Origin of the sequence: Pseudonocardia sp. ICBG1142, assembly GCF_020496255.1 — a bacterium.
Classification (GTDB): Bacteria; Actinomycetota; Actinomycetes; order Mycobacteriales; family Pseudonocardiaceae; genus Pseudonocardia.
Window position 1 is genome coordinate 650,404 of sequence record NZ_JAHLJC010000031.1, and the last position, 23,147, is coordinate 673,550.

Below are 23,147 nucleotides of genomic sequence, written 5' to 3' on the forward strand. Positions count from 1 at the left end.
CCGGAGCGGGTCGGTACCCGGGCGGCGGGAGCGGTCCACGGACGGTGAGCCGGGACGGCGGTGTCAGCCGCGCGGGGACGGACCCCGACGACAGCGACACGCGGCGGCACGCACGGGGCGCGCGGCGGCGGTGGCGGTCGTCGGGTCGATCACGCGGGAGATGATGGCAGGGCCGCCGTCGCGGGTCCACACCGGGTCCCGCGACGGCGCTCACAGCGCTCGATCAGCCCTCGATCAGCCCTCGATCGGCGCTGGTCAGACCGTGCTCTTCGGCATGATCAGCCAGAGCGCCAGGTAGATGACGAACTGCGGGCCGGGCAGCAGGCAGGACAACACGAACAGGAACCGCACGGTGTTGCGGCCCAACCCGAAGCGGTCGGCCAGCACGGCGCACACCCCGGCGATCACCTTCCCGTTGCGGGGACGGACGAGGCGCTGGGACACGGGCATGTTCACGGGTGCTCCTTGGTGGTGCGGATCGGACCTCCCCCACCTTGGCACCACCGGGCCCCGGCGCGCTCGGGGAACACCCCGACGGTGACCCCGAACGCACCCGGAGACCCCGCAGGCGGCGCTACAGGACAGCGCTACAGGACGACGAGGTCGCGGGCGGTGGTGTTGAGCCGCTCCACGCCGTCGGCGGTGACGACAACGATGTCCTCGATCCGGGCGCCCCACCTGCCGGCCTGGTAGATGCCGGGCTCGACGGAGAAGGTCATGCCCTCGGCGAGGACGAGGTCGTTGCCGTCGACGATGTAGGGCTCCTCGTGCACGTCGAGCCCGATGCCGTGCCCGGTGCGGTGGATGAAGTGCTCACCGTGCCCGGCGGCGGCGATGTGCTCGCGGGCGGCGCGGTCGATGTCGGCCGCGGTGGCGCCGGGCCGGACCGCGGCGACGGCGCGCTCCTGGGCCTCCTGCAGCACCGCGTAGGTCTCCTTGACCTCCGCGCCGGGCTCGCCGCCGACGGCGTAGGTGCGGGTGCAGTCGGAGTTGTAGCCGCCGGGGAGCGGACCACCGATGTCGATGACGACGACGTCGCCGGGCTCGATCACGCGGTCGGAGACGTCGTGGTGCGGGCTGGCGCCGTTGGGTCCGGAGCCGACGATGACGAACGCGGCCTCGGTGTGGCCCTCGGCGACGATCGCGGCGGAGATGTCCGCGCCGACCTCGGCCTCGGTGCGGCCGGGGCGCAGGAACTCGCCCATCCGCCGGTGCACCCGGTCGATGGCGGCGCCGGCCTCGCGCAGGCGGTCGATCTCGGCCGGGTCCTTGCGCATGCGCAGCTCGCGCAGCACGGTGCCGCCGAGGTACTGCGGGACGTCGGGGAAGGCGTGACGCAGGCCGAGGACGTGGCGGGCGGGCATGTCGTCGTCGACCGACATCCGGGTTGGGCCGCCGGCGAGGTCACTGACCAGCAGGTACGGGTCCTCCCCGTCGGTCCAGGTGACCAGGTCGATGCCGAGGGCCTCCAGCGGCACACCGGCGAACCCCGGCGCCTCCAGCGACGGGACGACGAGCGCGGGCGGCGCCCGGTGCCCGGCGGCCGGGACGATCAGACAGGTGAGGCGCTCGTGCGAGGACCCGTCGAACCCGGTCAGGTAGCGCAGGTCGGTTCCCGGGGTCAGGAACAGCACGTCGGAGCCCTGCTCGGCGGCGTGCTCGCCGGCACGGCGCAGCCGGTCGGCGAACAGCTCGGTGGGGACGGCATCGGTCATGACCGTGAGCGTAGGCGGGCACGGGGGGTACACGACCGCCACCCGGAGCACCGCGGCGTGGGCCGGGCGGCGGCCGGCGCGCGGCCGGACGCGCTGCGTGACCGGACGCCTGCGGAGCCGGTCGGCGGGTCAGTCGGTGTCGAGGGCGGTGGGGTGCGCCGTGACGGTCCCGGCGAGCTCGACGAGCTTGACGTTCAGGTCCTGGGAGGTGCGGCGGAGCACGTCGAAGGCCTCGTCGGCGGTGAGTCCGCGGCGCGCCATCAGGATGCCCTTGGCCTGGCCGATCACGTCGCGCGAGACGATGGCCTGGCGCAGCTGGGTCTCCTGGAGCGCGGAGCTGGACACGGCGACGCAGGTGGCCAGGGCCAGCGACGCGTGCGTGGCGAGCAGCATGAGGCGGTCGCGGTCCTCGGGGGTGAACGCGTGCCGCTCGGTGGCGTAGACGTTGAGCGCGCCGGGCAGCCGCGGCGGCTCGGCGTTGGGGATGAGCGAGACCGCCAGCACCGAGTGGTAGCCGTGCCCGACGGCGGCACGGGCGAAGTCGGGCCAGCGGGGCTCGGCGGTGAGGTCGTCGGAGAAGGCCAGCGCGGGGCCGTCCGCGCGGGCGGCCTCGACACAGGGTCCGAGGCCACTGGCGTACTGGGCCTCGTCGATCGACGAGGCGGCGGGGTCGGTCTCGACGGGGGTGTGGAAGCGGCCGTCCTCGTCGCGGAGGGTGACGCTGACCATGTCCGCGCCGGGCACGACCCGGCGGACCGCCGCGACGATCCGGGCGAGGACGTCGGCGACCGAGCCGGAGGCGAGCAGGGCGGTGGTGAGGGCGGTGAACTCGCGGGCGAGCGGACCGGTCTCGGCGAGGGCGGCCTCGGCGGGCCCGCCGCGCTGCTCGGCGGCCACGAAGAGGGCGCGCTCGACGCTCCAGTCCTCGTCTCCCGCGGCGGCCGCCGCAGGTCCGCTGCTCGTAGTGGTTCCGCTGTTCTCCACGAGCACATTCTGCACGGTCCGGCCGGGTCCGACGCCCACCCGGGTACGGCGACGGTGCCAGACTCTCGGCATGAGTGAGCGCCCGCTGATGCTGCTGGACTCCGCGAGCATGTACTTCCGTGCCTACTTCGGCGTCCCGGAGAGCGTCACCGCCCCGGACGGGACGCCGGTGAACGCCGTCCGCGGGTTCACCGACATGATCGCGCGGCTGGTCACCGAGCACCGCCCGGCGCGGCTGGTGGCCTGCCTGGACCTGGACTGGCGGCCGGCGTTCCGGGTGTCGGCGCTGCCGTCGTACAAGGCGCACCGGGTGGAGGCGGGCCGGGCCGGGGACGAGGTCCCGGCCGGGGTGCCCGAGGAGGTGCCGGACACGCTCGCCCCGCAGGTGCCGCTGATCATGGAGGTCCTGGCGGCGGCCGGGATCGCGACCGGCGGGGCCGCGGGCTGCGAGGCCGACGACGTGATCGGGACCCTGGCCCACCGCGAGGCCGTCGACCCGGTGCTGGGGGTGTCCGGGGACCGGGACCTCATGCAGATCGTGCGCGACGCCCCGCCGGTGCGGCTGCTCTACATCGGCCGCGGGCTGAACAAGGCCGAGAACCTGGGCCCGGACGACGTCGCGGCGAAGTTCGGGGTGCCGCGGGAGCGGGCCGGTGCCGCCTACGCGGAGATGGCGATGCTGCGCGGGGACCCCTCCGACGGGCTGCCCGGCGTGCCCGGGGTCGGCGCGAAGACCGCGGCGACGCTGGTGGGCCGGTTCGGTTCGTGGGCGGAGCTGCTGGCCGCCGTCGGCGACGGCGACCCCCGGATCGGCGCCGGGCCGCGGGCGAAGCTGGCCGCGGCGCGGGACTACCTCGACGTCGTCGAGCCGGTGGTGCGGGTGCGGACCGACGCCGAGGTGGACCTCAGCCGCGACGACGCGCTCCCGGTGGCGTTCGCCGACCCAGACCGGCTCGACGAGCTGGCGGTGCGGTGGGGTCTGGAGTCCTCGGTGGGGCGGCTGCGCAAGGCCCTCGACGCGGCGGCGGCGTCGTGACCCGCCACGACCAGGACGACCACGACCACTGCCTGCCGGTCCCGCCGTCGTCGGCGTACGACGAGGCGGTGGCCCGGGAGACCGCGGTACGCGCGGCGGCGGCCGAGCCGATCACCTCCCCGTACGATGGCGCCCCCGCCGCGGTGCGCGACGCGGTGGCGTCCGCGGTCGACGGGCTGCGGGACGAGCTGCTGGCGCTGTCGCACGACCTGCACGCCCACCCCGAGACCGCGTTCTCCGAGCACCGCTCCGTCGCCGCGGTGGCCGCGCTGCTGGCCGGGCACGGGATCGACGCGGCCGTCGGGGTGCACGGGCTGGACACGGCGCTGCGGGCGCCCCTCGGCTCCGGAGAGGGCCCGACGGTAGCGGTGCTCGCCGAGTACGACGCGCTGCCCGGCATCGGGCACGCCTGCGGGCACAACGTGATCTGCGCGGCCGCGGTGGGGGCGTTCCTGGCGCTCGCGCGGGTGCTCGCGGCGCACCCGGTGGGCGGCACCGTGGTGCTGCTCGGCACACCCGCCGAGGAGGGCGGCGGCGGGAAGGAGACGATGGCCCGCGACGGCGCCTTCGACGGCGTCGACGCCGCGGTGATGCTGCACCCGTTCGCCCACGACATCGCCGACCACCCGTTCCTGGGGCGCCGGCAGCTCGAGGTGACCTACCACGGGGTGGCCGCGCACGCCTCGGCCCAGCCGCACCGCGGCCGCAACGCCCTGGACGCCGTCGTGATGGGGTACCAGGGGATCGCGATGCTGCGCCAGCACATCCCCGACGGGGACCGGGTGCACGGTGTCGTCGTCGACGGCGGGCAGGCACCCAATGTCGTCCCGGAGCGGGCGGCGGCGCGCTACTACCTGCGCTCGCAGCACCCGGAGACGCTGCGGGACCTGACCGCCCGGGTGGAGGCGATCGTGGTCGCGGCGGCGGCGATGACCGGCTGCGGTCACACCCTGGACTGGGACCCGCGCCCGCCGTACCTGCCGATCCGGCACAACCGGACCCTCGCCGCACGCTGGGCGGTGCACCAGGCCGGGCGGGGGCGGACGGTGTACCCGCGCGGGGTGGTGCCGGAGTCCGAGACCGGGTCGACCGACCTGGGCAACGTCTCGCTGCGGGTGCCCTCGATCCATCCGATGATCGCGATCGCCGAGCCGGGCACCGCGCTGCACACCACCGGGTTCGCCGAGGCCGCGGCGGGCGCGGCCGGGGACCGCGCGGTCCTCGACGGAGCCGCCGGGCTGGCGACCGTGGTGGCCGACCTGCTGCACGATGCGGCACTGCGCGAGGCGGTCGCGGCGGAGTTCGCCGAGGCCGGCGGCCCGGTGGACGTGCCCGCGTTCTTCGAGTGAGGTCGTTCTCCCCGGGTGGGACTCAGCCGCCGGTGCCGGGGTGGCGGTCGCGGGGCGGCGCGCGGGTGTGGATCTTCTCGCCCTGCGGGCCGAACAGGCTGAGCAGCTCGACGGCGCGGTCGCGGTCGGCCGAGCCGAACCAGTGCGGGACGTGGGTGTCGAACTCGGCGGCCTCCCCGGGGCCGAGCACGACGTCGTGCCCGCCCAGGACCAGGCGCAGCCTGCCGTCGAGGACGTAGAGCCACTCGTAGCCCTCGTGCACCCGCGGGTCGGGCTCGTCGCCGCGGAACGGGATGACCATCTTGAACGCCTGCAGCCCACCGGGCCGCTCGGTCAGCGGCACGACGGTCATCCCGTTGGCCCGGCGCGGCCGCAGCCGGACCCTCGGGTCGCCGACCGGTGGGGCGGCGACGAGCTCGTCGAGCGGCACCTGGTGGGCGGCCGCGATCGGCAGCAGCAACTCCAGGGTCGGGCGACGCCCGCCGGACTCGAGCCGTGACAGCGTGCTCACCGAGATGCCGGTGGCCTCCGACAGGTCGGCCAGGGTCATGCCGTGCGCGGTGCGCAGCCCGGCCAGCCGGGGGCCGACGCCGGCCAGGGTGTCCGCGATCGCCTCGTCCACCCGGATAGTTTGCCACTTCGGCAACGAGCTTTGCCAGCTCCGCGTCGTGGCGCGCACGCTGGTGCCATGACGCCCTCCCCCACGGACCCGTTCGGTGCCGCCTCCGAGCGCCGGGTCGCTGCGCTCGTCGGCGGCGACCCGCACGGGCTCACCGCCGGCACCGCTGCACCCCGCACACCCACTCCCTCTTCTGCACCCACACGAGGAGCCACCGTGACCGAGGACCGCTGGTCCGCGGCGTTCTGGGACGCCCACTACGCCACCCGCCCGCAGCTGTGGAGCGGCGACGCCAACGCCGCCCTCGTCGCCGAGGCCCCGGACCTGCCGCCCGGGCGGGCCCTCGACGTCGGCTGCGGGGAGGGCGGCGACGCGGTCTGGCTCGCCGCGCGGGGGTGGCGGGTGGACGCCGTCGACGTCTCCCCCGTCGCCCTGGAGCGGGCCCGGGCCGCCGTGGCGCGGGCCGGGGTCACCGACGCGGTCACCCTCACCGCGACCGACCTGCGCTCCGACCCGCCCGCCGCGGGCGTCTACGACCTGGTCACCGCCCAGTTCCTGCACCTGCCCCCGGACGTGCGCCGCCCGCTGTACGCCGCGCTCGCCGACGCCGTCGCGCCCGGCGGGACCCTGCTGCTGGTGCTGCACCACCCGAGCGACCTGGCCGCGGGGATCCCGCGCCCGCCCGAGCCGGAGATGTTCCCCGACGAGCACGAGCTCGCCGGGGCTCTCGACCCGGACCGGTGGGAGGTGCTGGTCGCCGACACCCGTCCGCGGCCGGTGACGCTGCCCGACGGGAGCACGGTGACCGGGCACGACGCGGTCGTGCGCGCCCGCCGCCGGGCTTGAGCGCCCCGTCCGTCCCGCCCCGGCCGCCGGGCCGGTGCCGCCGGGTCGGGTCGGGTCGGGTCGCCGGCGGGGCAGGAGCCGCCGGATCCGGGTCGCCCGCCGCGCTCAGAAGAACGTGCCACACCACGGGGCCGGGCCGGGCACCGCGAACAGCGCGTCCGCGCGGACCGCCGCTCCGGGGGTGCGCTCGCTCCAGCGCCCCGCCGCCACCAGCGACGACGGCGACCGGCCGCCGAGGAACGCAGCCGACAGCGCGTCGACGGTGCACTCCAGGTCCGGATCGGCGTCCGCGGCGGGCTCGGCGGCGCCGCCGGCGAGGCGCCAGGTGCCGCCGTCGCCGAGGAACGCGTCGTGCACCCGCAGCACGACCGGGTCGCCCGGCCCCCAGGTGCGGGCACTCAGCGCCGCGCCCGGGTCGAGCAGGCGCAGCCACAGGTCGTCGCCGTGCCCGGTGACCCGGTGGGCCCGGGAGTCGGTCAGCATCAGGTCGAGGTCCTCGTCGAGCGGGCGTACCCAGCCGATCACCGCACCGGCCAGGTCGAGACCGGTCAGGAACCGCCACAGCCCGGCCGTCGCGGCGGGCCCTGCGGACCAGAGCTGCTGCAGCCGGACCTCGTCCGTGGCCCCGGTGGCCAGGTCGCCCTCGGAGACACCCCACACCACGAACCCGTCGTCGACGCCGTCGGTGCCGGTGTGCACCGCCACGCCCTTGTACTCCCCGGCGGACGGGCCCGCGGGGCGCAGCGCCCGCCGCCACCAGCGCGCGGAGCGGGTCATCCCGCCCGGGCGATAGGCGGCGAGGCGTTCCTGCAGGTCGGGCAGCAGCGCGGTCGCCTCGTCGGGGTCGAGCATCCGCACCGTGCCCCCGGCCGGGGCCTCCTGGCGCCACGTGGCGCCCGTCGTGACGCGGACGTGGTCGCCGCGGGAGGCGACGCCGTAGCCGTAGCGGCCGTAGATGGTGGCCTCCGACGCGCGGAGCACGGCGGCGACGTCGCCGCGGTCGCGGGCCGCCCTCAGCTGGGCGCGCATGAGGGCGGTCAGCCGCCCGGCGCGGGTCCGGTCGGGTCGCACCCCCACGCCGCTGACCGCGGCCGCGGGGATCCGGGTCCCGCCGGGCAGGGTCAGCCGGGTCGGGAAGGAGTACGCGGAGCCGACGATCGCGCCGGAGGGGTCGGTGACGCCGAGCCAGTGCTCCTCGGCGGCCTGGCCGTGGGCCTCCCACGCGTCGTCGGTGATCGGGCCGTGGTGCAGGGCGCCCAGGAACAGGTCGAACGCACGCCGCCGGTCGGCGGGGTCGGTCAGGGTGCGGACCGTGTGCGGGGCGGCCGTCGGCGGGGCGGGGTGCGGGGCGAACGGGGCATCGGTGCTCACATCCGACGAGCCTCGCGCCCGCGCGCCCCGCGCGCCAGCCGATTAGCCGGCCGTCACCGCGGCCCGGTCAGACCCGCCCGACCTGGTAGTCGCCCTGGTCGCTGGTCACGACCACGGGGACCTCGACCTGCTCGCCGTCGACGACGGCCTGGCAGGTGAACCGTGTGCCGGCCGACACCTCGACGTCCTCCGGGCAGGCGATCGCACCGACCTGCAGGCCGTAGTCCCGGGTGAGGACCTGGGTGACCCCGGCCTGCAGCGCGGTGCGGTCGAGCCGGTCGCTGCCGAGCACGCCCGCCCAGAACAGCGCCCCGACGACGAGCGCGGCCACCACCACGGCGCCGATCCCGGCCAGGATCCACAACCGGGTCCTCGACGGGGAGCGGACCGCGTCCCGCGACACCCAGGGCTCGTCCTCGCCGGGTCCGGGGTTCTGCCACCCGCCCGCATCGGCCCCGCCGTCGGCGGGGACCGCCGCGGTGGACTGCGCGTCGGCCCAGGGCGACTCGGGTGAGGACGCCGGCACGGCGTCGGTGGGGGCTCCGGCGGCCCGGCGACGGGCGCGGCGCCCGGTCGGCACGGCCCACCCGCCGTCGGTGCCGGTATCGGTGCCGGTGCCCGCCTCGTCGCCCCACAGCGGCTCGGCGCGGGTCCGGTCCCCGGTGTCGCCGCCGGCGGCCGATCCGTCGTGGGCGGCCCAGCCGCCGGTGTCGCCGCTGTGACGCCCGCCGGCGGGCGGGACGGCGTCCCAGCCGCCGGTGCCCTGCACGGGCGCGCCGCCGGCGTCGTGGGTGGCGTCCCGGCGGGCCGTGGCCGGGTCCCAGCCCGCGTCGGTGCTGCCGTGGGTGGCCCAGCCGTCACGGTCGTCGCGCTCGGGGGACCAGGCTCCTGTGGTCTCGGGGTCCGCGCCCCACCCGCCGGGCGGTGGCGTGCCCCAGGCGGGGATCTCCCCGGTCCGCTCCGCGGCATCCTCGGGATGCCGGTCCGGTCCCTGCGGGTTGTTCATCGCCTACTCGTCCGCCCGTCTCTCTCGTCGTTCCTGCTGCCTGTGGCCGTGCTCGTGGCCGCTGTTCGTGGCCGTCCGTTCGTGCCGTACGCTGGTGCCGTGTGCCGGTGACCGCTACTGCATACCGGCCGCGACCACACCACGCCGGACGGCACCGGAGGCCCGGTGGGCCGCCTTCCCGACCGGGCTCGACCGCCCGGCGATCTGGTCGAGCAGGTCGAGGACCTGCCGGGTCCAGCGTACGAAGTCGCCCGCGGACAGCTCGTGCCCGTTCCGCTCGGCGGCCTCCAGGACCTGCGCCAGGGACTCCCCGCGGGCCCACCGGTGCATCGGCCAGGCGAAGGCCAGGTCGGGTGCCCGGGTGCGTTCGGCCTTGTGCCGGCGCTGGTCGGCGTCGAGCTCCTCCCACAGCCGCACGGTGCGCTCCAGCGCCTCGGACACCGGGCCGGGGGGCAGCCGCGGCATCGGGGCGTCGTCGCGGCGGGACTCGTAGACCAGCGCCGAGACGACCGCCGCCAGCTCCTCGGGTTCCAGGCCGTCCCACGCGCCGTGCCGCAGGCACTCGGCGGCCAGCAGGTCCGACTCGCCCCACAGCCGGGCCAGGATCCGGCCGTGCGGGGTGATCTCCTCCTCGCCGGGCTCGGTCTCCCCGGCCGGGACGAGGTAGCCGCGCTCGGCGAGCAGCGCCCGGATCCGGTCGAACGCCCGGGCCAGCGAGTGCGTCGTGGCCCGCACCTTCTGCCGCAGCGACTCGGTCTCCCGCTCCAGGCGGGCGTGCCGCTCGGCCCAGCGGGCGTGCGCCTCCCGGTCGTCGCAGCCGTGGCAGGGGTGCGCCCGCAGGGCCCGGCGCAGCGTCGACAGCTCCGGGTCGTCCTGCACCCCGGGCCGGCGACGACGCCCGACGGCGCGACCCTCCCCCAGCCGGGAGGCGCGCAACGAGGCGGCCAGGTCCCGGCGGACCTGCGGGGAGCGGTGCTCCACCCGCTTGGGCAGCTTGATCCGGCCCAGCACCTCCACCGCGTCCGGGAAGTCCGCGGCCGACAGCCGCCCCGCCCACCGGTCCTCGGTGCACACCAGCGGCCGGACCTCGGGGTCACGGCCCGCGGCCGACACCGCCCCGATCCCCGGGTCGAGCACCACGGCGATCCCGGCGCGCCTGCCCGAGGGCACCGCGATCACGTCGCCGGGGCGCAGCTCGCGCAGCGACTCCGTGGCCTCGTCCCGGGCGGCGACGGTGTTCTGGCGGCGCAGCGACTTCTCCCGGTCGGAGATGCGTCGGCGCAGGTCGGCGTACTCGGCGAAGTCGCCGAGGTGGCAGGTCATCGCCTCCCGGTAGCCCTCCAGGGCCTCGTTGTTGCGGTCGATCCGCCGGGCCAGCCCGACCACCGACCGGTCGGCCTGGAACTGCCCGAAGGAGCGTTCCAGCAGCTCGCGGGCGGCGTCGGTGCCGAGGCGCCCGACCAGGTTGACCGACATGTTGTAGACGGGCCGGAACGAGCTGCGCAGCGGGTAGGTGCGGGTGGAGGCCAGCCCGCCGACCTGCTCCGGGTCCATGCCGGGGGTCCAGAGCACGACGGCGTGGCCCTCGACGTCGATCCCGCGCCGCCCGGCACGCCCGGTGAGCTGGGTGTACTCGCCGGGGGTGAGGTCGACGTGGGCCTCGCCGTTGTACTTGACCAGCCGCTCCAGCACGACGGTGCGGGCGGGCATGTTGATGCCCAGCGCCAGGGTCTCGGTGGCGAACACGCAGCGCACCAGGCCGGCGACGAACAGCTCCTCGACGGTCTCCTTGAACGCCGGCAGCAGCCCGGCGTGGTGCGCGGCGACGCCGCGTTCCAGCGCCTCGCGCCACTCCCAGTACCCGAGCACCCCCAGGTCGGCCTGCGGCAGGTCACCGGTGTGCTTCTCGACGATCCGGCGGATCTCGTCGACCTCCTCGGGCACGGTCAGGCGCACCCCGGCCCGCACGCACTGCCCGACGGCGGCGTCGCAACCGGCCCGGGAGAAGACGAACGTGATCGCGGGCAGGAGCCCCTCGCGGTCGAGCCGGTCGATCACCTGCACCCGCGACGGCGGCCGGAACCCCCCGCGCGACGGCCCGCCCCCGCGCGGCCCCCTGCCGACGACGGCCGTGGAGTCGGTCTTCCCGCCCCGGGTGCGTCCGCGCTGCGGGCCGCCCCGCCCGCGCGGACCGCGATCGCCCGCCCGGTCCGCGGCGCGGGAGGTGGTGAAGTCCCGCCGCGCCATCTCTCGGGTGTAGCGGACCAGCTCCGGGTCGACGACGACCTCCCCGGGCCCGCCGGGGGTGCGTCGCTCGCCGAACATGTCGAACAGCCGGTTGCCGACCATCATGTGCTGCCACAGCGGCACCGGGCGGTGCTCGTCGACCACGACGCGGGTGTCGCCCCGGACCTCGACCAGCCAGTCGCCGAACTCCTCGGCGTTGCTGACCGTGGCCGAGAGACCCACCACCGCGACGTGCTCGGGCAGCTGGAGGATGACCTCCTCCCAGACCGCGCCGCGGAACCGGTCGGCCAGGTAGTGGATCTCGTCCATCACCACGTAGCCGAGGTGGTCCAGCCGCCGGTTCGCCGCCTTGTCCGAGTCGGCGTAGATCATGTTGCGGAGCACCTCGGTGGTCATCACGACCACCTGGGCGTCGCCGTTCACCGCGGTGTCGCCGGTGAGCAGGCCGACCGCGTCCGCGCCGTAGCGGGCGACCAGGTCGGCGTACTTCTGGTTCGACAGCGCCTTGATCGGCGTGGTGTAGAAGCACTTGCGGCCCTCGGACAGGGCCAGGTGCACGGCGAACTCGCCCGCGACGGTCTTCCCGGCGCCGGTGGGCGCACACAGCAGGACACCGTGGCCGTCCTCCAGTGCCTCGCACGCCTCGCGCTGGAACGGGTCCAGGTCGAAGGGCATCAGACCGGTGAACTCGGCCAGCCGCGGGTAGGCGGCGCGGGCCTTCGCCGCCGCGTACGCGGCGGCCGGGTCGGCGGAACCATTCACCGCCCCAGGCTGTCACACGGCACCGACACCCTGCTCCGTCACAGGGTGAGCCGGGCCACGTGTGACCGCCGGCCTACTCCGGCCGGGCGAACTCCGCCTCGACGATGTCGGGGTTGATCTCGGTGCCGTGGTGCTCGCCACGGCAGATGGCGGCCATCAGGCCGTCCTTCTCGATGTCGAACACGTGCAGCGGCAGGCCGTGGTCGCGGGCCAGGATGAACGCGGTCTGGTCCATCACGGCCAGCCGGCGCGACAGCACCTCGTCGTAGGGCAGGCGCTCGTAGCGGCGGGCGTCGGGGTTGGTGCGCGGGTCGGTGTCGTAGACGCCGTCGACGCCGTGCTTGGCCACCAGCAGGGCGTCCGCGCCGATCTCCAGGGCGCGCTGCACGCTCGGGTAGTCGGTGGTGATGAACGGCTGCCCGTTGCCGCCGGAGAAGATCAGGATCGCGTCCTTCTCCAGGTGCCGCTTGGCGCGCAGCCGCAGGAACGGCTCGGCGACGGCGTTGATCGGGATCGCGGTCATGACGCGGACGTTCTCCTCGCCGCCGGCGGACAGCTTGCCGCGCAGCAGGAGGCCGTTGATCACGGTGCCGAGCATGCCGATGTTGTCGGCCTCGACGCGGTCGATCCCCCAGGTCTCGGACCGGTTGCCGCGGAACACGTTCCCGCCGCCGACGACGACCGCGACCTGCACCCCGAGCGCGCGCATCTGCCGGATCTGGTCGGCGAGGTGGGCGAGGGCCTGCGCGGAGAACCCGAAGCCGTCGGCACCGGCCATCGCCTGTCCGCTGAGCTTGATGACCACCCGGTTGTACTTCATCTGTCCCGACCCGCTCCTCAGTGCCGCCCGACCCGATCCGGGGAGCCAGCCTACGGAGCCGTGCCGGACCGGGCCGCGGGGGGATCTGCGGCGCCGCCCGGTCAGGTGATGTCGTCGTAGCGGGGCGGCTCGGGTGCGGTCCCGTTCGCCCCGGCACCGGGGCGGCCGTTCGCCGCGCCCGTGGCGCCACCGGTCGGGGGAACGACAGGCGTCGGGGTGGCGGACACCGGAGCGGACACCGGGGCGGGCGGCTCGATCCGGGACGGGCCCTCGATCGGCGACGGCGTGGTGTCCAGCGGCGACGGCTCGTCCGGGTCCAGGGAGTCCCAGCCCTCGGCGGCCCGCCGGCGGGCCCGGCGGCGGTCGGTGATCCGGCAGACCTGGATGGCCGCCTCGAACAGCAGGGTCAGCGCGAACGCCAGCGCCAGCATCGAGATGGGGTCCTGGCCGGGTGTGGCGATCGCGGCGAAGCAGAACAGTCCGAAGATCAGCCCACGCCGGGAGCGGCGCAGCAGGTCGTAGGACACGACCCCGGCCGCGTTGAGCGCGACGACCAGCAGCGGGATCAGGAAGCTGACCCCGAAGATGACGATCAGGTTGACGACCAGGGAGAAGTACGACGTGCCGGTCAGCGCCGTCGTCTGGATCTCGCTACCGATGGTGAGCAGGAAGCCGAGCGCCTGCGGGATGATCAGGTAGGCCAGCACCGCGCCGGCGACGAACAGCACCGCGGCGACCGAGACGAAGCTCAGCGCGTAGCGGCGCTCCTTCTTCAGCAGGCCAGGGGTGATGAACCCCCACAGCTGGTAGAGCCAGATCGGACAGGCCAGGATCACCCCGGCCGTCGCCCCGACCTTCAGGCGCAGCATGAACTGGTCGAACGGGGTGGTGCCGAGCAGGGTGCAGACGTTCGGGTCCGCCGTCAGCGACGCGCGCGCCGAGGGCGGCAGGGAGCAGTAGGGCTCCTTGAGCAGCTCCCCCAGGCTGGGGAAGCCGAAGAACGAGACCTCGAACCAGATGTAGCCGAACACCGTCGTCACCACGATCGCGGCGAGCGAGATGCCGAGCCGGTTGCGCAGCTCGTAGAGGTGCTCGATCAGGGTCATGGTCCCGTCGGGGTTGAGCCTGCGCTTCCGACGGAACGGTGCCTTCACGGGAGGAGGTGCCTCAGGCGGCCGGGCCGGCGGGCCGGTCGGTGGCCTGCGCGGGTGCCTGCGGCTGCTGCGGGGCCTGCTGCTGCGACGCCTGCTGCGGGGCCGGGGCGGTCTGCTGCGGCGCCGGGGCGGCCGCGGGCAGCTCCTGGGCGGGCTTGGGCTCCTCGCCCTGGCGGGTGCGGGCGTCGTCGTCCTTGAGGCCCTTCATCTCGCCCTTGAACACGCGGGCGGACTGGCCGACCGAACGCGCCATCTCGGGCAGCTTCTTCGCGCCGAACAGCAGGAGCAGAACGGCGATGATGATCAGCCACTCGTAGCCACCGGGCATGGGTCCACCTCGCGTCGATCGGGCCGGGTCAGGACCGAGTGTAGACACGGGCGAATCGGTCGCCCGGTCCCCCCGTCGTCGGACGTGGCCACGGTCACTCGGTGTTCATCCCGTCGTCGTCATCCTGTCGCATTCACGCGTCGGTGCCCGGCGGGGTGACCCCGGGTGACGCGTCGGCGGTCCGCAGGGCCTCGCGGGCCCGGTCGCGCACCGCCGTGGCCAGCTCGGGCGGTTCGAGGATGCGGGCCGCGCCGCCGAGGCCGAGCACGAGACGGACCAGCCAGTCGTCGTCGGCGAAGCGGAGCAGCACCCGCAGCCGGTCGTCGCCGCCCGCCGGTGGGGGCACCGGGTCCGGCGCGCCGGGCGGCGGGTCGCCCTCGACCAGCTCGCCGGCGGCGGTGCGCACCTCGTCGACCGGGTAGTACTCGGCGACCCAGTGGGCGTCCGGTTCGAGCTCCAGGACCGCGTACCGGTGCTCGGCACGCGGGCTGAACAGCCCGTGCGAGACGTCGACGGGCCGTGCCTCGGGGTGCGCGCGGGCCGGTTCGTCGAGCTCCTCGGCCTGCTCGACCCGGTCCAGGCGGAACATCCGCACGTCCTCGGCCCGGCGGCACCACGCCTCCAGGTAGCCGCGCCCGCCGCTGACGACCAGCCGCATCGGGTCGACGTCGCGGCCCGCGGTGAAGTAGACGATGCGCAGCGCGCGCCCGCGGTCCAGGGCCCGGCGCACGACGGCGGTGGTGTCGCGCTCGCCGATCCCGGACTCGACGGTGACCAGGCCGCCCGGACCGGCCGCCTCCCCCACCGCGGCCTCGACCTTGGCGATGGCCCGCCCGACGGCGTCGGAGTCGACCACCCCGGCGGTCTGGTGCAGCATGCGCAGCGCCACGAGCAACGCGGTCGCCTCGGTCGTGGTCAGGCGCAGCGGCCGGGTCAGCCCGGCGTCGAAGACGACGTCGACGGTGTCCCCGGCGAAGGACAGGTCGACCAGGTCACCCGGCCCGTAGCCGGGCAGGCCGCACATCCACAGCAGCTCCAGGTCCTTGCGCAGCTGTCGCTCGTCGACGCCGAAGTCCTCGGCGGCCTCGGCGACCGGCACCCCTGGGTGCGCGCGCAGGTAGGGCACCAGCGACAACAGCCGGGGCAGGCGCTGGGCGACGCCCTGACGGCTCACGTGCGGGCCCCCCGGGCTGCGGCGCCGAGCGCGGCCTCCCACAGCTCGCGGACCGCGTGGGCCAGCTCCGGCGGGTCGAGGACGGCGACGTCCGGGCCGTGCCCGGCCAGCCAGCGCGCGACGGTGCCCCGGTCACGCAGGTCCAGCTCGATCTCCACGCCCGGTCGGCCCGCGTGCTCGCGCGGCCCGCGCTCGCGGCCGGTGCGGCGCAGCCCGGCCGCGCGTCCCGCCGCCACCCAGACCCGCGCGGTGCCCGACACCGGCTGCGGGCCCGCCGAGGCGCGCACCAGCGCCCGCAGGTCGACGCCGTCGGGCACGGTGACCGCTCCCTCCGGCCCGACCGCCCGGACCGGGCCCTCGACGCGGGAGAGCCGGAAGCAGCGCACGTCGTCGCGGTCCCGGTCGTGGCCCACCAGGTACCAGCGGCCCCGGAACGACACCACACCCCAGGGCTCGACGGTGCGCCGCACCAGCTCCCCGGCGGGGCCCCCGCGGCGGTGGTCGAAGGTGACGACGCGGCCGGTGCGCACCGCGCCCAACAGCGGCGCGAGCGCCGGCTCGCCCGCGGCGGCACCGGGGCGGATCGCCGCGGCCGGGGTCTCGGCGACCTCGACGCCGGCGGCGCGCAGCTTCACCAGCGCGCCGTGCGCGGCCCCGGCCAGCTCGGGGGAGTCCCAGAGGTTCCCGGCCAGCGCGACGACGGTCGCCTCGTCCGGGTCGAGGTGGATCTCGCCGAGCTCGTAGTCGGCCCGGGCGATCCGGTAGCCCTCGACCGTGTCGAACACCGAGTTGTGACCGGTCTCCAGGGGCACGCCCAGCTCGCGCAGCTCGGCCTTGTCCCGCTCGAACATCCGGAAGAACGCCTCGTCGCCGGCGCCGTCGGCGTAGCCGGGGACGATGGACCGGATCCGTTCCGCGGACAGGTACTGGCGCGTCGACATCAGGCAGAGCACCAGGTTGACTAGTCGCTCGGCGCGGGCGGAGGACACGACGGGCATCGTAGCCAGGCCGGACGGGGCGGATCGGGCGCCCCGGGCCGCGGGCACCCGGGACCGCGCCGGGTACCGGTCACCGCTGACCGGTGTCTCATCCTGCGACAGGGTCGTTGACGACGGCCCGCGCACGGCAAAGGCTCGTCCCCGGGTGCGGCGCCGCGGCCGTACCGGCACGTGGAGGTGGCGCATGTCCGGCGAGCAGGAGACCTACAACCCGTGGACCGTGGTGAACCTGGTGTTCCACCACCTGGCCGACCAGGGCCTGCGCCCGGTGCTCGGGGAGACCGGGGACCCGGCCGCGGCCGCGACCGGGCTGCTGCGGTCCATGGGGATCGCACCGGCACCGGAGAAGGCGGGTCCGGCCGACCCGGAGGTCCAGGACGAGCTGGCCGAGCTGCGGCGCCGGATCATGCCCGGGATCGAGTGACCGCGCGCCGGTGATCTAGTTTGCGCTCCGCACGGACGGACCGGTCCGCGGGGAGGGGCGCCGATGGAGCAGCAGACCGAGCGCGCGATCGTGCAGCGGCAGCTCGAGGAGCTGCACGCGGCGATCGGGGGCCCCGGTGGGGTGCCCGACGGGCGGGTCGTCGCCTACTACCCGCCGGCGATGGCCGAGCGGTCGCACCTGTTCGGGCTGGCCGCCACCGACATCGAGGGCACCCAGTGGGAGGTCGGCGACGCCGGGGTCCGCTTCCCGCTGCACTCCATCTCGAAGGTGTTCACCTACGGCCTGGCGCTGGAGGACAACGGCCGCGAGGAGGTCCTGCTACGGGTCGGGGTCGAGCCGTCCGGGGACCCGTTCAACTCGATCAGCTTCGACGAGGTCAACCACCGCCCGTTCAACCCGATGATCAACGCGGGGGCGCTGGTCGCGGTGAACCTGGTGCACGGCGCGACGCGGGAGGAGAAGGTCGAGCGGCTGCTGACCCGGCTGCGGATCTACGCGGGCAACCCCGACCTGGCCGTCGACGAGGACGTCCTCGCCGAGCAGCTGGTCTCCAACGACCGCAACGTCGCGCTGTCCTACCTGATGCGCAGCCTGGGGATGCTGCACGGCAACATCGAGGACAACCTCTACGTTTACCTGGCGGCCTGCTCGGTCACGGTCACCGCGAGCGAGCTGTCGACGATGGCGGCGACCCTGGCCCGGGGCGGGGCGAACCCGTTCACCGGGGTGCCCGCGCTGCCCCGCACCTACACCCGGGACGTGCTGAGCGTGATGAGCATGTGCGGCATGTACGACGCCGCCGGACAGTGGGCCTACGAGGTCGGCATCCCGGCCAAGTCCAGCGTCTCCGGGGCGATCCTGGCGGCGATCCCGGACGCGATCGGGGTCGGTGTCTACTCACCCGGGCTGGACCGGCACGGCAACTCGGTCCGCGGGGTCGCGGTGTGCCGGGAGCTGTCCGACCGGTTCGGGCTGCACGTGTTCGCCGACCCGTCGGAGTCGCGGCTGGGCCGGATCGTGCGCCCGGGCCGGCGCGAGGAGACCACCGAGATGTACCCCTCCGGCGACGGCTGGCTGCCCGACGGGATCGGCGAGGCGCCCTGACCGGGGCGCGGGCCGTCGCCCCGGCGAACGGAAACCGTGGGGGCGATCCCGGCGGGGGCCTTCCGGGAGTGGCGGGTCCGCCGTGCCGACCGCATGTGGCACGGCCACGCCCTCGGCCCCTACGCGGGCGGGTCGTCCTCCGGCGAGTCGTGGGCCGCGACGGAGGACGAGGAGGACCTCGGCGCGGCAGGCCCGAACGACCGTCGGTGGGCCCCCTGGTCCACCCGGCGCGACAGCTGAGCCCGCGGCCGGGCCCGTCGCCGTCGGTACGGTGCGCCCGGACACCCCCGACGAAAGGGACACCGATGGTCGCCCAGGCCGAGCGTGAACTGGTCCAGCAGCAGTTCGAGGAGCTCCGCAGCACCTGCACCGCGGGGAGCGGCATCCTGCTGCCCGGCGAGGAGGTCGTCAGCTACTACCCGCCGGAGATGGAGGCCCGGGCCGAGGAGTTCGGCCTGGCCGGCACGAACGTCGACGGCACGCAGTGGCAGGTCGGCGACTGCGAGGTCCGCTTCCCACTGCACTCGATCTCGAAGGTCTTCACCTACGGGCTCGCGCTGGAGGACAACGGCCTGGCCGAGACGCTGCGCCGGATCGGCGTGGAGCCCTCCGGGGACCCGTTCAACTCCATCACCTTCGACCAGGTGCACCACCGCCCGTTCAACCCGATGATCAACGCCGGGGCGCTGGTCGCGGCGAACATGGTGCAGGGAGCGACGAAGGAGGAGCGGGCCGGGCGGCTGCTGGAGCGCAACCGCGTCTACACCGGCAACCCGTCGCTGGAGATCGACCAGGACGTCCTCGACGAGCAGCTCGTCTCCAACGACCGCAACCTCGGGCTCAGCTACCTCATGCGGAGCCTGGGGATGCTGCACGGCGACATCGACGACACCCTCTACGTCTACCTCGCCGCCTGCTCGATCACGGTCACCGCGCCGGAGCTGTCGGTGATGGGCGCGACGCTCGCGCACGGCGGGGTCAACCCGCTGACCGGTGAGCGGGCGCTGTCCCGCGAGCACCTGCGCACGGTGATCAGCGTGATGAGCATGTGCGGCATGTACGACGCCGCGGGTGAGTGGGCGCACGACGTCGGCATCCCGGCCAAGAGCGGGGTGTCCGGCGGGATCATGGGTGTACTGCCGCGCTGGTTCGGGCTCGGCGTGTACTCCCCCGGCCTGGACAGGCACGGCAACTCGGTGCGCGGGGTCGCGGTCTACCGGGAGCTGTCGTCGCGGTTCGGGCTGCACGTGTTCGCCGACCCGCAGGAGTCGCGGTTCGGCCGGATCGCCCAGCCGGACTGAGCCGTGGCCCCGGGGCGGGTGCACTCCCACCCCGGGGGCGGCGGTCAGAGCGAGGCGATCAGGCGGTCCACCCGCTCGTCGACGGCGCGGAACGGGTCCTTGCACAGCACGGTGCGCTGGGCCTGGTCGTTCAGCTTCAGGTGCACCCAGTCGACGGTGAAGTCCCGCCCGGCGGCCTGGGCCGCGGCGATGAAGTCACCGCGCAGCTTCGCCCGGGTCGACTGCGGCGGGGTGTCCTTCGCGGCCTCGATCTCGCCGTCGTCGGTGACCCGGTCGACCAGCGCCTTGCGCTGCAGCATGTCGAACAGGCCGCGGCGGACGTCGTGGTAGGCCAGGTCGAGCTGGGCGACCCGGGCGCTGGACAGGTCCAGATCGTGCTTGGCCCGGTAGCGCTCCACCAGCCGGTGCTTGATCGCCCAGTCGATCTCGCGGTCGATCTTCGACAGGTCCTGGGACTCGATGGCGTCCAGCGTGCGCCCCCACAGCTCGACGACGCGCGCCATCGCCGGGTCCGGGTGCCCGGTCGCCTCCAGGTACTCGACGGCGCGGGCGTGGTACTCGCGCTGGATGTCCAGCGCCGAGGCCTCCCGGCCACCGGCCATCCGCACCGGGCGGCGCCCGGTGAGGTCGTGGCTGATCTCGCGGATCGCGCGGATCGGGTTGTCCAGGGTGAAGTCCCGGAACTGGACGCCGGCCTCGATCATCTCCAGCACCAGGGTGGCCGACCCGACCTTGAGCAGGGTCGTCACCTCGGACATGTTCGAGTCCCCGACGATCACGTGCAGCCGCCGGTAGCGCTCGGCGTCGGCGTGCGGCTCGTCGCGGGTGTTGATGATCGGCCGGGACCGGGTCGTCGCGGAGGAGACGCCCTCCCAGATGTGCTCGGCGCGCTGGGACAGGCAGTAGACCGCGCCGCGCGGGGTCTGCAGGACCTTCCCGGCACCGCAGATGAGCTGGCGGGTGACCAGGAACGGCAGGAGCACGTCGGCGATCCGGGAGAACTCGCCCTGCCGCGCGACGAGGTAGTTCTCGTGGCAGCCGTAGGAGTTGCCCGCGGAGTCGGTGTTGTTCTTGAACAGGTAGATGTCGCCGCCGATGCCCTCGTCGACCAGCCGTCGTTCCGCGTCGACGAGGAGGTCCTCGAGGATCCGTTCACCGGCCTTGTCGTGGGACACCAGCTGGGTCAGGGAGTCGCATTCCGCCGTGGCGTACTCGGGGTGCGACCCGACGTCGAGGTAGAGACGGGCACCGTTGCGGAGGAAGACGTTGGAGGACCGGCCCCACGACACCACCCGACGGAAGAGGTAGCGCGCCACCTCGTCCGGGGACAGCCGGCGCTGCCCGTGGAAGGTGCACGTGACACCGAACTCCGTCTCGACCCCGAAGATCCGACGCTGCATGCCGTTCAGGGTAGGCGCCCGACCCCCTCTACTGTCACGACTGTGAGTGGATGGTTCGAACGCGTCGCCCGCAGGTCCCGTCGACTGGACCGCGGGGCGGACTCGGTGTCCCGGGCCGACCGGGCGGTCACCGAGTTCATCTCGAGCCGTCCACCGAGCCGGGTGGACACCTCGCTGCGGCGGCTGACCCGCACCGCCGACCACAGCGTGCTGTGGTTCGCGATCGCCGCGGTGCTGTCGGTGCGCCGGGGAGCCGGGCGCAAGGCGGCGATGCGCGGGATCGCGTCCATCGCGCTGACCAGCTTCACCGCGAACGCGCTGCTCAAGCCGTTGTTGCCGCGCCGGCGCCCGGCCGCGGCCGAGCTGCCGGTCTACCGGACGGTGGCCGACCCGCCGTCGTCGTCGTCGTTCCCGTCGGGGCACGCCGCCTCGGCCGCGGCGTTCGCGACGGCGGTGGTGATGGAGAACCGCCGGGCCGCACCGGTCGTGGTGCCGCTGGCGGCGCTGGTGGGCTGGTCACGGGTGCACGTGGGGGTGCACTGGACCTCCGACGTGCTCGTCGGCGCGGCGATCGGCACCGGCGTGGCGAAGCTGACGAACCGCTGGTGGCCGGTGCGCCCCAGCGACGAGGCCCGCGCCCGCCCGATCGACACCGTGCCGGCGTTGCCGCAGGGCGAGGGCCTGGTCATCGTGTCGAACCCGTTCTCCGGGCCGCCCGACACCGACGTGTCCGAGGAGGTCCGGGAGCGGCTGCCCGCGGCGCACCACCTGGTGGTCGGGGACGGGGTGAAGGTCGAGGACATGCTGGAGGACGCGCTGGCCGAGCGCGGGCAGTGGGTGCGCGCCGTGGGTGTCGCGGGCGGGGACGGCACCGTCGCCACCGCCGCCGCGGTCGCGGACCGGCACGGGCTGCCGCTGGTCGTCGTGCCGGGCGGGACGTTGAACCACTTCGCGCGCGACGTCGGCGTCTACGACACCCAGGAGGCCGTCGACGCCGCCCAGGCCGGGGAGGCCGTCGCGGTCGACCTGGCGCTGGTCGAGGCCCACCCGGGCCGGCTCGACGACCCCGAGGACATCTCGGTCACCCGCACCCGCTACTTCATCAACACCGCCTCGATCGGCTCCTACCCGGAGCTGGTGCGGCTGCGGGAGCAGTGGCAGCCGCGTTACGGCAAGTGGCCGGCGTTCGCCGCGGCGCTGATCACTGTGCTGCAGCGCTCGGAGAAGATCAGCGTGAAGATCGAGGGCCGCTGGTACAAGGTGTGGTTCCTGTTCGTCGGGAACGGCCCGTACTACCCGCGCGGCGCGGTCCCGGCGTGGCGGCCGACGCTGGACTCGGGCCTGCTCGACGTGCGCTGGCTGCGTGCCGACGTGCGGTTCTCCCGGCTGCGGGTCGTGATCGCGCTGATCCTGGGCGCCCTGGGGCACAGCCGGGTCTACCACCAGCGGGAGGTGCCCAGCCTCGACGTCGAGCTGCTGGAGCCGAGCATGCTGGCCACCGACGGCGAGGTCGTCGAGGAGGCCGGGCGCTACACCTTCCGGCTCGCCGAGAAGCCGATCCCGGTCTACCGCCGCGACGAGGAGCGCTGGACCGGGCGGGACCGCCCGTTCCAGGGGTGAGACCCGTGCTGCTGCGCTCGGTCCGCCCGCTGCGGCCCGGCTGCGACGGCCTGGGCGATCCGGTCGACGTGCTCCTGGACGGGGGCCGGGTGCGCGCCGTGGGCGCCGGGCTCGACCCGGGCGGCGCCGAGGTCGTCGAGTGCGACGGGCGGGCGCTGCTGCCGGGGTTGTGGGACCACTACGTGCACATGGCCCAGTGGGCGCTGGCCCGCCGCAGGCTGGACGTGTCCGGCGCCCGCTCGGCCGCCGACGCCGTGGCGCTCGTCGCACGGCGGCTGGCGACCGCGCCACCGGCCGCCGGTGAGGTGCTGGTCGGGTTCGGGTTCCGCGACGCGCTGTGGCCCGACGAGGCGCACCGCTCGCTGCTCGACCCGGTCACCGGTGACACCCCCGTCGTGCTCGTGTCCGGGGACCTGCACCAGGGCTGGCTCAACGGCGCCGCGCTGGCCCGCTTCGGGCACGACGGGCACCCGACCGGCCGGATCCGGGAGTCGGAGTTCTTCGCCGTCGTCTCCCCCGCGCTCCAGGACGCGCCGACCGGGGCCCTCGACGGGTTCGTCGCCGACGCCGCGTCCGCGGCCTCGGCACGCGGGGTGGTCGGCGTCGTCGACTTCGAGGCGCCGTGGTCGCTGCCGGACTGGCGACGCCGGATCGCCGGCGGCACGACCGGGCTGCGGGTCGAGGCATCGGTGTGGCCCGACCGCCTCGACGACGCCCTGGCCACCGGGCTGCGCACCGGCGACGTCGTCGAGGGCACCGGCGGGCTGCTCACCGCGGGGCCGCTGAAGGTGATCACCGACGGGTCGCTCAACACCCGCACCGCCTACTGCTACGACCCCTACCCCGCACCGCCGGAGAACCCCCTGGA

General features: G+C 74.9%; 22 protein-coding genes. 8 read left to right on the forward strand and 14 right to left on the reverse strand.

Going from position 1 to position 23,147, the window contains the following annotated elements; translation table 11 throughout:
* Positions 1-255: 255 nt before the first annotated feature.
* The 3 genes from KPL59_RS27240 to KPL59_RS27250 all read right to left on the reverse strand — a co-directional run bounded on the left by KPL59_RS27240 (position 256) and on the right by KPL59_RS27250 (position 2,699).
* On the reverse strand, positions 256-450 hold the full coding sequence (locus KPL59_RS27240; protein ID WP_226362836.1) for a PspC domain-containing protein: 195 nt from the start codon (positions 448-450) through the stop codon (positions 256-258).
* A gap of 137 nt (positions 451-587) precedes the next feature.
* Positions 588-1,715, reverse strand: a complete 1,128-nt coding sequence (locus KPL59_RS27245; RefSeq protein WP_226353352.1) for a Xaa-Pro peptidase family protein — start codon at positions 1,713-1,715, stop codon at positions 588-590.
* Between the two features lie 129 nt (positions 1,716-1,844).
* The gene (locus KPL59_RS27250) at positions 1,845-2,699 is read right to left on the reverse strand and encodes a GAF and ANTAR domain-containing protein (protein WP_226362460.1); all 855 of its coding nucleotides are present in this window, start codon (positions 2,697-2,699) and stop codon (positions 1,845-1,847) included.
* A gap of 70 nt (positions 2,700-2,769) precedes the next feature.
* Here KPL59_RS27250 and KPL59_RS27255 point away from each other — a divergent pair, with 70 nt between their 5' ends.
* Together KPL59_RS27255 and KPL59_RS27260 are read left to right on the forward strand one after the other, a co-directional pair.
* On the forward strand, positions 2,770-3,735 hold the full coding sequence (locus KPL59_RS27255) for a 5'-3' exonuclease (RefSeq protein ID WP_226362461.1): 966 nt from the start codon (positions 2,770-2,772) through the stop codon (positions 3,733-3,735).
* Positions 3,732-5,084, forward strand: coding sequence for an amidohydrolase (locus KPL59_RS27260; RefSeq protein WP_226362462.1), 1,353 nt, complete (start codon positions 3,732-3,734; stop codon positions 5,082-5,084). The genes KPL59_RS27255 and KPL59_RS27260 overlap by 4 nt, the downstream gene beginning before the upstream one ends.
* A 22-nt stretch (positions 5,085-5,106) precedes the next feature.
* Here KPL59_RS27260 and KPL59_RS27265 read toward each other — a convergent pair whose 3' ends face one another.
* On the reverse strand, positions 5,107-5,706 hold the full coding sequence (locus KPL59_RS27265; protein WP_226362837.1) for a helix-turn-helix domain-containing protein: 600 nt from the start codon (positions 5,704-5,706) through the stop codon (positions 5,107-5,109).
* A 213-nt stretch (positions 5,707-5,919) separates the two neighbouring features.
* On the opposite strand from KPL59_RS27265, the gene KPL59_RS27270 reads away from it, so the two are divergent.
* On the forward strand, positions 5,920-6,549 hold the full coding sequence (locus KPL59_RS27270; RefSeq protein ID WP_226362463.1) for a cyclopropane-fatty-acyl-phospholipid synthase family protein: 630 nt from the start codon (positions 5,920-5,922) through the stop codon (positions 6,547-6,549).
* 105 nt (positions 6,550-6,654) lie between these two features.
* Here the strand turns inward: KPL59_RS27270 and KPL59_RS27275 are convergent, their stop codons facing one another.
* The 8 genes from KPL59_RS27275 to KPL59_RS27310 all read right to left on the reverse strand — a co-directional run bounded on the left by KPL59_RS27275 (position 6,655) and on the right by KPL59_RS27310 (position 16,400).
* The gene (locus KPL59_RS27275) at positions 6,655-7,920 is read right to left on the reverse strand and encodes a GNAT family N-acetyltransferase (RefSeq protein ID WP_226362464.1); all 1,266 of its coding nucleotides are present in this window, start codon (positions 7,918-7,920) and stop codon (positions 6,655-6,657) included.
* Positions 7,921-7,987: 67 nt separating this feature from the next.
* On the reverse strand, positions 7,988-8,926 hold the full coding sequence (locus KPL59_RS27280; RefSeq protein ID WP_226362465.1) for a DUF4333 domain-containing protein: 939 nt from the start codon (positions 8,924-8,926) through the stop codon (positions 7,988-7,990).
* A 114-nt stretch (positions 8,927-9,040) separates the two neighbouring features.
* Positions 9,041-11,935 carry an RNA helicase gene (locus tag KPL59_RS27285; RefSeq protein WP_226362466.1) on the reverse strand — a complete coding sequence of 965 codons (2,895 nt, stop codon included), beginning with the start codon at positions 11,933-11,935 and terminating at the stop codon, positions 9,041-9,043.
* Positions 11,936-12,008: 73 nt separating this feature from the next.
* A complete protein-coding gene (gene pyrH / locus KPL59_RS27290) occupies positions 12,009-12,755 on the reverse strand; it encodes a UMP kinase (RefSeq protein WP_226362467.1) in 747 nt (248 codons plus the stop codon).
* A gap of 101 nt (positions 12,756-12,856) precedes the next feature.
* Positions 12,857-13,861 carry a twin-arginine translocase subunit TatC gene (tatC, locus tag KPL59_RS27295; RefSeq protein WP_226362838.1) on the reverse strand — a complete coding sequence of 335 codons (1,005 nt, stop codon included), beginning with the start codon at positions 13,859-13,861 and terminating at the stop codon, positions 12,857-12,859.
* A 61-nt stretch (positions 13,862-13,922) separates the two neighbouring features.
* Complete coding sequence (gene tatA, locus KPL59_RS27300; RefSeq protein ID WP_226362468.1) at positions 13,923-14,237, reverse strand: Sec-independent protein translocase subunit TatA; 315 nt, start codon at positions 14,235-14,237, stop codon at positions 13,923-13,925.
* 133 nt (positions 14,238-14,370) lie between these two features.
* Positions 14,371-15,411 carry a YafY family protein gene (locus KPL59_RS27305; protein ID WP_226362469.1) on the reverse strand — a complete coding sequence of 347 codons (1,041 nt, stop codon included), beginning with the start codon at positions 15,409-15,411 and terminating at the stop codon, positions 14,371-14,373.
* On the reverse strand, positions 15,408-16,400 hold the full coding sequence (locus KPL59_RS27310) for a YafY family protein (RefSeq protein WP_226362470.1): 993 nt from the start codon (positions 16,398-16,400) through the stop codon (positions 15,408-15,410). The genes KPL59_RS27305 and KPL59_RS27310 overlap by 4 nt, the downstream gene beginning before the upstream one ends.
* Before the next feature lie 193 nt (positions 16,401-16,593).
* Between KPL59_RS27310 and KPL59_RS27315 the strand changes: the two genes are divergently transcribed.
* From KPL59_RS27315 to glsA (KPL59_RS27330), 4 genes are all read left to right on the forward strand, one after another.
* Entirely contained in the window at positions 16,594-16,833 is a 240-nt protein-coding gene (locus KPL59_RS27315; protein ID WP_060711863.1) for a hypothetical protein, read from the forward strand.
* Between the two features lie 63 nt (positions 16,834-16,896).
* Positions 16,897-17,958 carry a glutaminase A gene (gene glsA, locus KPL59_RS27320; protein ID WP_226362471.1) on the forward strand — a complete coding sequence of 354 codons (1,062 nt, stop codon included), beginning with the start codon at positions 16,897-16,899 and terminating at the stop codon, positions 17,956-17,958.
* Positions 17,959-17,994: 36 nt separating this feature from the next.
* Positions 17,995-18,198, forward strand: coding sequence for a hypothetical protein (locus tag KPL59_RS27325; protein WP_226358178.1), 204 nt, complete (start codon positions 17,995-17,997; stop codon positions 18,196-18,198).
* 65 nt (positions 18,199-18,263) lie between these two features.
* Positions 18,264-19,259, forward strand: coding sequence for a glutaminase A (gene glsA, locus KPL59_RS27330; protein WP_226362472.1), 996 nt, complete (start codon positions 18,264-18,266; stop codon positions 19,257-19,259).
* Between the two features lie 44 nt (positions 19,260-19,303).
* Here glsA (KPL59_RS27330) and pafA read toward each other — a convergent pair whose 3' ends face one another.
* Positions 19,304-20,659: a Pup--protein ligase gene (pafA, locus tag KPL59_RS27335; RefSeq protein ID WP_226362473.1), complete on the reverse strand. Its 1,356-nt coding sequence runs from the start codon at positions 20,657-20,659 to the stop codon at positions 19,304-19,306.
* Positions 20,660-20,701: 42 nt separating this feature from the next.
* On the opposite strand from pafA, the gene KPL59_RS27340 reads away from it, so the two are divergent.
* Entirely contained in the window at positions 20,702-22,279 is a 1,578-nt protein-coding gene (locus KPL59_RS27340) for a phosphatase PAP2 family protein (RefSeq protein ID WP_226362474.1), read from the forward strand.
* 178 nt (positions 22,280-22,457) lie between these two features.
* Here the strand turns inward: KPL59_RS27340 and KPL59_RS37180 are convergent, their stop codons facing one another.
* Entirely contained in the window at positions 22,458-23,090 is a 633-nt protein-coding gene (locus KPL59_RS37180; protein WP_308187963.1) for a hypothetical protein, read from the reverse strand.
* Between the last annotated feature and the right edge of the window lie 57 nt (positions 23,091-23,147).